Raw genomic sequence first — 11,071 nt, 5'->3', positions numbered from 1 at the left:
ACTGACCCACCGCAATCGCTGGCAAGCCAGCTCCCACAGGGTTGTTTATAGCTGGAGGATCAGGGTTTTCAGCGGCGGTTGCTGATCCATCGACGGGAAGTCGGCGCCTGGGGTCATCACGCTCCACTCACGCACCGGTCGCCCGGCCTTCTCGGCGCAGCGCAGCACTTGCTCGCGCCAGTCGTCCATGCTGACTTTCGCCAGATTGTTGCAGCAGATCAACACGCCATTGTCGGCGGTGGTCAGCAGGGCCGGTTTGAGCAGGCTCTGATAGTCGCGCAGCAGGTCGACGGTGCCGAATGCGCTCTTGGCCCAGGCGGGCGGGTCGAGCAGGACCAGATCATATTGGCGCTGATCGAGGCGCTGGTAGCTCGGCAGTTTCTGTCCACGGCGCTGACTGATCGGCAGACCGGCGAGTTGCCGGATCGCCGGAAAGTAATCGGACTGAATGAACTGCATCTCGGGCAACTGCGGATTGAGCAGACCGTTTTCGCGACCGACCGCCAGATTACCCTCGGCGAAATCCAGGTTGCACACTTCGCGCGCGCCACCTGCGGCCGCACTGAGGCCAACGCCGCAGGTGTAGGCGAATAGGTTGAGCACGGATTTGCCTTGGGCGTGATCCTTGACCCAGCCACGGGTGTTGCGCAGGTCGAGGAACAGCAGCGGATCCTGTCCAGCATGGCGTCCGCGCACCCGATAGTTGAGGCCCCATTCGTGGCCGACCAGATCGGCCAGTGCCGCGTCTTCAGCTTTGTAGACGCTGTCTTCCCGGTCGATGCGCGAGTTGCCACGGGAACGGTCGTTGTAAACCAGCAAGGTTTCCATCCCCAGGCTCTGATTAACCATGGCGTGCAGTTGCAGCAGGTCGTCACGCTCCAGCGTCTGGTGAAAGCTTTGCACCAGCAGTTGCGGGCCGTAGCGGTCGATGGTCAGGCCGCCGGCGCCTTCCTGGCTGCCGTGGAACAGCCGATAGCAATCGGTGCCCTGGCTGTGCAGCTCAGCGAGCAAGTCCTGGCGTTGATCGAGGGCGGCGCGCAGCGCCTGATTCAAGGAAGACATGCGGGCGCCTTGCTGGTGAGAATTGGGGCGCGGGAGTTTAGCAGCTTGGCGGGCAATCGAGTTGCGCCCTTCGCGAGCAGGCTCGCTCCCACATGGGAATGCATTCCAAATGTGGGAGCGAGCCTGCTCGCGAAGCTTTTAGGTCAGCAAACCCATTCGTCGTTTAGCCCGTTGCACCGAACCATTGCGCATCGCCCAGCGCAGCATCGGTGCGCTGCGCCGGACGCTGGCGCGAATCAGTTGCCGTTGCAGCGAACTCTGTCGCACATCAAGCATGTCGCTGGCCCAGTCCGGCAACAGGTCGATACCGGCCTTCATCATCAGATCGCCAAACGGCCGGGCCAGAACACTCGGCGCCGGCGCGTCGAGCAGCAGGCGCAAGACTTCGCGGCTGCGCTCGTCGCACAGCAACTGCGGGCGCATGCGTTGCAGATACTCGGCCACGGCTTGCCGCGATTTCGGCACATCCCGCGCGCCCAAACGTTCAGCCACCACGGCGATTTCCGCGTAATAGCGATCCTGATCCATGCCTGACAACTGCGGGTTGCGATAGCGCAAATGCGCGGCAAGAAAGTTGCTGACTTCCGCCACATGCACCCAGGTCAGCAAATCCGGATCGCTGGCCGCGTAAGGTCGTCCGTCCGGCGCGGTGCCGACCACTTGCAGGTGAATGGTGCGCACTTTCTCGATCAGCCAGTCGGCGTCTTTTCTTGAGCCAAACGTAGTGCCGGAGACGAACTGACTGGTACGCCGCAAGCGCCCGAGCATGTCTTCACGAAAGTTCGAATGATCCCAGACCCCGGCCAGTGCCAGCGGATGCAAAGCTTGCAGCAACAGCGCGCTGATGCCGCCGATCAACATGCTGCTGAAATCGCCGTGCACCTGCCAGCTGATCGAATCCGGGCCGAACAGGCCGGGATCGCCCTTGGGGTTTTCCAGGTCGAGCTGACCGAGCGACAGCCCGGTCAGGCTCATGAGTTGCTGTTCGATACGGCTGCGGATGAATTCCATGAACACTCAGTGAAGAAGGGAGGGCGCGGCCGATGGACCGCGCCCGGGGTGTTACTGATTGAGGCGCTTGTCGATCAGGCCTTGCACCACACTCGGATCGGCCAGGGTCGAGGTATCACCGAGGCTGTCGAGTTCGTTGCAGGCGATCTTGCGCAAGATGCGCCGCATGATCTTGCCTGAACGGGTTTTCGGCAAGGCCGGCGCCCACTGGATCAGATCCGGTTTGGCGAAGCTGCCGATTTCCTTGCTGACGTGGGCCAGCAATTCTTTCTTCAACTCGTCATTGGGTTCGGTGCCGTTCATGGGTGTGACGAAGGCGTAGATGCCCTGACCTTTGACGTCGTGGGGGTAACCAACCACGGCGGCCTCGGCGATGCTGTCGTGCAATACCAGTGCGCTTTCCACTTCGGCGGTACCGATGCGGTGGCCGGAGACGTTGATCACGTCATCGATGCGCCCGGTTATCCAGTAATCGCCGTCCTCATCGCGGCGTGCGCCGTCGCCGGTGAAGTAGTAGCCGGGGTAGGGTTTGAAATAGGTGTCGACCATGCGCTGCGGGTCGCCATAGACGCTGCGGATCTGCGCTGGCCAACTCGACTTGATCGCCAGCACGCCACTGCCGGCGCCTTTGATTTCCTTGCCGTGCTCATCGAGCAGCACCGGTTGCACGCCGAACATCGGTTGCGTGGCGCAGCCAGGCTTGATTCGCTGGGCGCTGACCAGCGGGCTGAGCATGATGCCGCCGGTTTCGGTCTGCCACCAAGTGTCGACGATGGGGCAGCGCTGTTCTCCGACGACATTGAAATACCATTCCCACGCTTCCGGGTTGATCGGCTCACCGACGCTGCCGAGTAATCTGAGGCTGGCGCGCGAGGTTTCCTTCAACGGTTCGGCACCTTCACGCATCAACGCGCGCAGGGCGGTCGGCGCGGTGTAGAAGATGTTGACTTTGTGTTTGTCGATCACCTGCCAGAAACGTGAACTGCTCGGATAGCTCGGCACGCCTTCGAACATCAGCGTGGTCGCACCATTGGCCAGCGGGCCGTAGACGATGTAGCTGTGGCCGGTAACCCAGCCGACGTCAGCGGTGCACCAGAACACTTCGCCGTCGCGGTAATCGAGCACGTACTTGAAGGTCATCGCCGCTTGCAGCAGGTAGCCGCCGGTGGTGTGCAGCACGCCTTTGGGTTTGCCGGTGCTGCCGGAGGTGTAGAGGATGAACAGCGGGTCTTCGGCGTCCATCGGCTCCGGTGGGCAATCGTCGCTGACCTCGCGCACGGCCTGGTGATACCAGAGGTCGCGACCCTCGACCCAATCGACTTTGCCCTGGGTGCGTTCGACCACCACGACAGTACTGACGTCGGGGCAACTTTGCAGGGCTTTATCGACGTTCTGCTTCAGCGGCACGAACTTGCCACCGCGCACGCCTTCATCGGCGGTGATCACCGTGCGGCAGTCAGCATCAAGGATGCGGTCACGCAGGGAATCGGGGGAGAAACCGCCAAACACCACCGAATGGATTGCGCCGATCCGCGAACAGGCAAGCATGGCATATGCGGCCTCGGGGATCATTGGCATGTAGATGCACACCCGGTCGCCTTTCTTCACACCACGGCTTTTCAGCACGTTGGCCAGGCGGCAGACGTGGTGATGGAGTTTTTTATAAGTGATTTGCGCTGATTCTGCCGGGTCGTCGCCCTCCCAGAGCAGGGCGGTCTGATCTCCGCGCTTGTCCAGATGGCGGTCGATGCAGTTGTAACTGACGTTCAGCTTCGCACCGACAAACCAGGCGGCTTCACCGGTTTTCAGGTCGTAGCGCTGAACGGTCTGCCACGGCGTGCTCCAGTCGAGGAACCGCGTGGCCTGTTCGGCCCAGAAGGTGCTGGGGTGTTCAATGGATTCGCGGTACAGGCGCCGATAGTCATCCTGACTCAATTGCGCAGCCCGGCGGACGGCATCGGCTTTGGGGAACGTGCTGATATCGAACATGACGGTTCCTTATTCTTGTTGTGCGACAAGAGGGGAGCTGTACGACCCTCGTAGGAGCTGCCGAAGGCTGCGATCTTTTGATCTTGTTTTTTAAGGTCAAGATCAAAAGATCGCAGCCTTCGGCAGCTCCTACAGGGATCGTGTACGCCACCGATTCTGCGATTAGCCCGGTGCCGTGGAACTGTCGATGTTGCAAGCTGTAGGGGCAGGCAAACCGCCCCTTCAGCCTATCACCCGCGGTGACGACCGCGGAAGTAGTTGATCAAGCCCTGAGTGGAAGGGTCATCAGCAGTGCTTTCATCGCTGCCGACCAGACGGTTGTAAACGCCTTTGCCCAGTTCCTTGCCCAGTTCCACGCCCCATTGGTCGAAGGCGTTGATGCCCCAGACCACGCTTTGCACGAACACTTTGTGTTCATACATCGCCACCAGTGCGCCGAGACGACGCGGGCTGATGCGCTCGACCACGAGGGTGTTGCTCGGACGGTTGCCCGGGATCACCTTGTGCGGCGCGAGCTTGTGCACTTCATCTTCGCTCATGCCCTTGTCGCGCAGTTCCTGCTCGGCTTCCGGCAAGGTCTTGCCGAGCATCAGCGCCTGGCTCTGCGACAGGCAGTTGGCGTACAGCCACTGGTGGTGGTCGGAGACCGGGTTGAAGCTGACGATCGGCACGATGAAATCGGCCGGAATCAACTGCGAACCTTGATGCAGCAACTGGTGGTAGGCGTGCTGACCGTTGCAGCCGACGCCGCCCCAGATCACCGGACCGGTATCGGTCGACACCGGCGTGCCGTCCTGACGCACGCTCTTGCCGTTGGATTCCATGTCCAGCTGTTGCAAGTGCTTGGTGATGTTACGCAGATAGTGGTCGTACGGCAGGATCGCGTGGCTTTGCGCGCCCCAGAAGTTGCCGTACCACACACCGAGCAGGGCCAGCAGCACCGGCATGTTCTGTTCGAACGGTGCGGTCTGGAAATGCTGGTCCATGGTGTAGGCGCCGGACAGCAGTTCCTTGAAGTTGGACATGCCGATGGCCAGGGCGATCGGCAAACCGATGGCCGACCACAGCGAATAACGACCGCCGACCCAATCCCACATCGGGAAGATGTTTTCTTCGCGGATACCGAACGCAACGGCCGCTGCGTTGTTGCTCGATACGGCGATGAAGTGACGATACAGCTCGGCTTCCGAACCGCCCTGCGCCAGGTACCAGGCACGAGCAGCCTGAGCGTTCTTCAGGGTTTCGAGGGTGTTGAACGACTTCGACGAAACGATGAACAGTGTGGTCTCGGCGCGCAGTTTCTGCGTCAGCTCGTGGAATTCGCTGCCGTCGATGTTCGCCAGATAATGGCAACGCACGCCTTTCTGCGCGTACGACAGCAGCGCTTCGGACACCAGCTCAGGGCCGAGGAACGAGCCACCGATGCCGATGTTCACCACATCAGTGATCGGCTTTTCGGTGTAACCACGCCACAGACCGTCGTGAATGCGGCCAACCAGATCGGTGATCTGGTTCAAGACCTTGTGGACTTCCGGCATCACGTTGACGCCATTGACCGACAGTTTGTCTCCTACCGGGCGGCGCAGGGCGGTGTGCAGCGCCGGGCGGCCTTCGGAGGTGTTGACGATTTCGCCGTCGAACAGCGCTTTGATCGCGCCCTTCAGATCGACTTCATTGGCCAGACCGACCAGCAGGTTGCGGGTCTGGGCGTTGATCAAATTCTTCGAATAATCGAGAAACAGTCCGCAGCTGCTGAGGGTGAATTGATTGAAGCGCTGCGGATCGGCGTTGAAGGCTTCGCGCATGCTGAAATCCTGCATGGCTTGGCGGTGGTCTTTCAACGCTTGCCAGGCGGGCAGAGCGGTAACGTCTTGAGGAGTGAGGTAATACGCCATCGCTGCGGTTTTCCTTTTTACTTGAACGGCCTTTTGAACACTGAACAGACCCGGCACGCCATGTTTGGGCATGGGATCAACTGCGTCGACACGATTTCTGGACACAGGGCGAATACAGTAAACCTCGCGCTGCGTTCTGTCTTGACTTTGTCTGACCAGATCCCTGTACTTTTTTAACATCGAGGCCGGGAACTGGCCGACAAACGGAGGGGGCGGGGCGAAATCGGGATCAGGCGAGCTGAACCGGGATGGCGTTGCTGGTGTGGCTCAGTTCATTGCCTGGCGCCATGTAAAGCATGCGCGGCTTGAAATTGACCAGTTCCGCTTCGCTGTAATGGGCGTAGGCACAAATGATCACACGGTCGCCAACCTTGGCTTTGTGCGCTGCGGCGCCGTTGACCGAGATCATCCGCGAACCTTCTTCGCCACGGATCGCGTAGGTGGTGAAACGCTCGCCGTTGTCGACGTTATAAATCTGGATCTGCTCGTATTCACGAATGCCGGACAAGTCCAGCCACTCACCATCGATGGCGCACGAACCTTCGTAATCGAGCACTGCATGAGTGACTTCGGCGCGGTGCAGTTTGGCCTTGAGCATGATCGCGTGCATGAGGGTTTTCCCGGGTTGGAATCGAACGGCGGGCAGTGTGCCCGAAGGCTTTAGGGGCGGCAATAAGGCTTGAAACGCAATTTTCATAACACCGAAAACCACTGTAGGAGTGAGCCTGCTCGCGATAGCGGTGTGTCATTCAACACTAATGCTGACTGACTCACCGCTATCGCGAGCAGGCTCACTCCTACAGGGGGTATTACGGTGTTTTTAAGCGGGTGTATCGAGATTCAGGTGCAGGTTGTCGATCAACCGAGTAGTGCCAAGAAACGCCGCCACCAGAATCACCAGATCGCGATCCTCCGCCGTCGCCGGACGCAAGGTCAGTGCATGGCGTATTTCCAGGTAATCCGGACGCAGGCCCGCCGCTTCCAGCTGCTGTACCTGGGCACTGATCATTGCCGGGAAGTCGCGTTGGCCTTGCTTGATCGACTCGGCAATGTTGCTCAGCGAGCGATAGACCACCGGAGCCACCGCGCGCTGTTCCTCGTTGAGGAAGCCATTGCGCGATGACAGCGCCAGGCCATCGGCTGCACGCACGGTCGGTTCGCCAATGATCTGGATCGGCATGTTCAGGTCATGCACCAGCGCGCGGATCACCGCCAGTTGCTGGTAATCCTTCTGACCGAAAATCGCCAGATCCGGCTGGACCATGTTGAACAGTTTGCTGACGACGGTCGCCACACCCTCGAAATGCCCCGGACGGCTGGCGCCGCACAGGCCTTCGGACAACTGCGGCACGCTGACCCGAGTCTGTCCGGCCATGCCGTCGGGGTACATTTCTTCGACAGTCGGCGCGAAGAGGAGAGAACAACCGGCTTCGAGCAGCTTCTCCTGATCCGCTGCCAACGTGCGCGGGTATTTATCGAGGTCTTCGCCGGCGCCGAACTGCAGCGGGTTGACGAAAATACTCGCGACCACGAAGTCCACACGTTGGGTGGCTTTGGTGATCAGTGCAACGTGACCGCTGTGCAGGTTGCCCATGGTCGGCACAAAGCCGATGCGCTTGCCTTCGCTGCGGGCGCGGGCTACGGCGGCGCGTAGTTCGCGTACGGTTTTAACGGTGTTCATGCAGAGAATCCGTGTTCGATGCCAGGGAACGTGGTGGCTTTGACTTCGTTGACGTAAGCCTTTAGCGCGGACTGGATGCTGTCCTGGCCGTGCATGAAGTTTTTGACAAATTTCGGCACGCGACCGGTGATCGACAGGCCGAGCATGTCGTGCAGTACCAGGACCTGGCCGTCGGTGGCGTTACCGGCGCCGATGCCGATGACTGGAATCTTCACCGCCTGGCTGATTTCGGCAGCTAGTTCGCTCGGTACGCATTCGAGCAGCAGCATGGCGGCGCCGGCCTGTTCCAGCGAGATCGCATCGGCACGCATCTGCCGCGCCTGGTTCTCGTTGCGACCCTGCACTTTGTAGCCGCCGAGGATGTTCACCGCTTGTGGGGTCAGACCCATGTGCGCGCAAACCGGTACCCCGCGCTCGGCAAGCAGACGGATCGACTCGGCCAGCCACAACTGACCTTCGACCTTGACCATGTGCGCACCGGCCTGCATCAGCATGGCGCTGTTAGTCATGGTTTGTTCAAGGGTGGCGTTAGCCATAAAGGGCAGGTCGGCCAGAATCAGGGCATCAGTGTTGCCGCGTTTGACGCACGCGGTGTGGTAGGCCATTTCTGCGGTGGACACCGGCAAAGTGCTGTCGTGACCTTGCAGGACCATGCCGAGGGAGTCGCCCACCAGCAGCACTTCGACACCAGCTTCGTTGCAGGCGTGGGCGAAGGTCGCGTCATAGCAGGTCAGCATGGTGATCTTTTCACCTTTCTGCTTGAGGCTCTGGAGCGTGGTCAGGGTGATGGCTGGCATGTAAAAAATCCTCGTTCAGGCGCTCTGGAAACTACTGCGAGTAACGCGCGTGATTCTTCATCTACTCAGGCGCACGCTCTTTTGTCGTGCTTATAAGGCCTGGATTGCGCCCGTATGTGCCGGGTTGGCGGCAGCGGGACGCCTATAGTCGTGATGAGCCAACAGGAAGTCAATTGCGTGTGTTACCGCATTGTTACGAGGGGAGTGTTACCGGCGTTACTGATGCGATTCAGCGCTGCGGCGGGGCTGATTTGCGGGGTTTTTGTCGGACAATAAATCTGGATGTGGCGCAATCCCTGTGGGAGTGAGCCTGCTCGCGATAGCGTTCTGTCAGCTAAAGATTTATTGGCTGATCCACCGCTATCGCGAGCAGGCTCACTCCTACAAAGGGCGGATTTATGTCAGGCGTGGGGGAGGCGTTCCAGGCCGACGAACGGGCAGGCGGCGAGCAGATCAGACAGGCTGCGGCCATCGACCAGACGCAGATCTTGCGGCGCCAGTTCGGCAAGGGGATAGAGCACGAACGCACGTTCCTGAATCTGATAATGCGGGACTTTCAGGCGCGGTTCGTCGATCAGTCGATCACCGAACAGCAGAATATCCAGGTCCAACGTGCGCGGGCCCCAGCGCTCCAGGCGCTCGCGGCCCTGATCATTCTCGATGGCTTGCAGCGCGTCGAGCAGTTCAATCGGCGCAAGATCGCTGTCGAGAGCAGCGACCGCGTTGGTGTACCGCGGTTGGCCTGGCAGCAACGAGTCGCTTTGATAGAAGGCGGAAACGCCCGCGAGTGTGGTCTGCGGCAATTGCCCAAGCGCTTCGACGGCGCTGCGTAACTGTTCGGCCGGGTCAGCGAGGTTGCTGCCCATGCCGATGTAGATGCGTTCCATGCCTTTATTCGCCTGTAGCGCTCGGGGCGCCGGCGCGTTTGCGCTTGGAGCCGCCGCTGCGGCGACGTTTACGTGGCGCGCCGCTAGCGTCATCGCCCTTGCCGCTGAGGTCGCGGATCATGTCGCGACGTTCGCTGTCGTTGGCGTCCTGATAATCAGTCCACCATTCGCCCAGGCCGTCCGTTTCTTCGCCCGCGCTTTCACGCAGCAGGAGGAAGTCGTAACCGGCGCGGAAACGCGGATTGTCCAGCAACAGGTCGGCACGTTTGCCGCTGCGGCGTGGCAGACGCTCCTGCATGTCCCAGATCTCGCGGATCGGCATGGTGAAACGTTTCGGAATCGCGATGCGCTGGCACTGTTCGGCGATCAGCTCGTGGGCGCCTTCCTGCATCGCCGGGATCGGCGGCATGCCACGTTCCTGCAAGCGCAACACGCGAGCCGGCAGGGCAGGCCACAGCAGCGCGGCAAACAGGAACGCCGGGGTCACCGGTTTGTTCTGCTTGATGCGCAGGTCAGTGTTGGTCAGCGCTTCGCTGATCAGTGTGTGGGTGTATTCCGGGTTGTGTTCCAGCGCATCGGCACTGGCCGGGAACAGCGGGGCGAACAGTTGCAGATCGACCAGCATTTCGAAGGTGATTGCGCCGTGTCCCGAAAGGAACAGCTTGAGCACTTCTTCGAACAGGCGTGCCGACGGGATCTCGCGCAGCATCGGCGCCAATTCACGGATCGGTTGCACGGTGTGCTTTTCGATGCCGAAGTTGAGCTTGGCGGCAAAACGCACGGCGCGCAGCATGCGCACCGGGTCTTCCTGGTAGCGCTGCTTCGGATCACCGATCAGACGGATCAGGTGATTGCGGATGTCGTGTACGCCATTGGCGTAATCGAGGATGCGCTCACTGACCGGATCGTAATACAGGGCGTTGATGGTGAAGTCGCGGCGTTGCGCGTCTTCTTCCAGGGTGCCGTAAACGTTGTCGCGCAGAATGCGCCCGCTCTCGTTACGCGAAGACTGGTTGCTGTCTTCGTCGTCTTCGTTGACCGGGTGATTGGCGCGGAAGGTCGCGACTTCGATGATTTCGCGACCGAAATGGATGTGCACCAGTTTGAAGCGACGGCCAATGATCCGCGCATTGCGGAATTCGGCACGGACTTGCTCGGGGGTGGCGCTGGTGGCGACGTCGAAATCCTTGGGCGTGATGCCCAGCAGCATGTCACGCACGCAACCGCCGACCAGATAAGCCTGGTAACCGGCACCTTGCAGGCGTTCGACAATATTCACCGCATAGCGGCTGAATTGCGTTTTCTGCAGCGAATGTTGACCGCTGTTGAGCACTTCAGGGGTGCTGCGGATGTGTTGCGTACGACGCACGGGAGTTCGGAATGACTGGAACAACTTCTTCAGCATGGGATGCACTGTTTGAAGGAATGTTCGGCCATACCAAAGAATGACCGCATGATGGGCGCAGATTCTAGCATTTAGTCGGGGGATGGTGTAGGACACGGCCGATTTGAGCTGCAAGCCGCAGGCTACAGGCATCGCGCGCGAATAAAATGGAGGATTTTACCAGGGAGGAGAAACTACAAGGGGAGCCGAAGCTCCCCAAGAAGTAGTTGCGTGCTCTTTTTATTATTGATTCGGGCTTCTTGTTTTTGTTGAGTGCCCTCGCCACGAAGTGTGTCCTTCGTGACCCTCCCAATCGGGAGCCAAGAGCAAACGGATTGCTTTGGTCGCTGAATTGCAGTGATCTC

Annotated in this window: 9 protein-coding genes; all 9 read right to left on the bottom strand. The window is 60.1% G+C overall.

What is annotated here, in order from left to right; genetic code table 11:
* Positions 1 to 45 precede the first annotated feature (45 nt).
* Positions 46 to 1,062 carry a class I SAM-dependent rRNA methyltransferase gene (locus J0G10_RS26365; protein WP_095048677.1) on the bottom strand — a complete coding sequence of 339 codons (1,017 nt, stop codon included), beginning with the start codon at positions 1,060 to 1,062 and terminating at the stop codon, positions 46 to 48.
* 138 nt (positions 1,063 to 1,200) lie between these two features.
* Positions 1,201 to 2,073 (bottom strand): oxygenase MpaB family protein, encoded by an 873-nt coding sequence (locus tag J0G10_RS26360; RefSeq protein WP_220557004.1) that lies wholly within the window; start codon positions 2,071 to 2,073, stop codon positions 1,201 to 1,203.
* 51 nt (positions 2,074 to 2,124) lie between these two features.
* Positions 2,125 to 4,062: an acetate--CoA ligase gene (acs, locus tag J0G10_RS26355; protein ID WP_095048675.1), complete on the bottom strand. Its 1,938-nt coding sequence runs from the start codon at positions 4,060 to 4,062 to the stop codon at positions 2,125 to 2,127.
* 230 nt (positions 4,063 to 4,292) lie between these two features.
* Positions 4,293 to 5,957 (bottom strand): glucose-6-phosphate isomerase, encoded by a 1,665-nt coding sequence (pgi, locus tag J0G10_RS26350; RefSeq protein ID WP_095048674.1) that lies wholly within the window; start codon positions 5,955 to 5,957, stop codon positions 4,293 to 4,295.
* Positions 5,958 to 6,186: 229 nt separating this feature from the next.
* Positions 6,187 to 6,567 (bottom strand): aspartate 1-decarboxylase, encoded by a 381-nt coding sequence (gene panD / locus J0G10_RS26345; protein WP_003205654.1) that lies wholly within the window; start codon positions 6,565 to 6,567, stop codon positions 6,187 to 6,189.
* Between the two features lie 210 nt (positions 6,568 to 6,777).
* Positions 6,778 to 7,638, bottom strand: coding sequence for a pantoate--beta-alanine ligase (gene panC, locus J0G10_RS26340; RefSeq protein ID WP_220557003.1), 861 nt, complete (start codon positions 7,636 to 7,638; stop codon positions 6,778 to 6,780).
* Positions 7,635 to 8,435, bottom strand: a complete 801-nt coding sequence (panB, locus tag J0G10_RS26335; RefSeq protein WP_095048671.1) for a 3-methyl-2-oxobutanoate hydroxymethyltransferase — start codon at positions 8,433 to 8,435, stop codon at positions 7,635 to 7,637. The genes panC and panB overlap by 4 nt, the downstream gene beginning before the upstream one ends.
* A gap of 401 nt (positions 8,436 to 8,836) precedes the next feature.
* A complete protein-coding gene (gene folK, locus J0G10_RS26330) occupies positions 8,837 to 9,322 on the bottom strand; it encodes a 2-amino-4-hydroxy-6-hydroxymethyldihydropteridine diphosphokinase (RefSeq protein WP_220557002.1) in 486 nt (161 codons plus the stop codon).
* A gap of 4 nt (positions 9,323 to 9,326) precedes the next feature.
* Positions 9,327 to 10,727 carry a polynucleotide adenylyltransferase PcnB gene (locus tag J0G10_RS26325; RefSeq protein WP_095048669.1) on the bottom strand — a complete coding sequence of 467 codons (1,401 nt, stop codon included), beginning with the start codon at positions 10,725 to 10,727 and terminating at the stop codon, positions 9,327 to 9,329.
* Between the last annotated feature and the right edge of the window lie 344 nt (positions 10,728 to 11,071).

The organism is Pseudomonas germanica (assembly GCF_019614655.1).
Lineage (GTDB): Bacteria > Pseudomonadota > Gammaproteobacteria > Pseudomonadales > Pseudomonadaceae > Aquipseudomonas > Aquipseudomonas neuropathica.
Note: the sequence above shows the minus strand (reverse complement) of the source record. Positions and strands in the feature narration are given on the sequence as shown.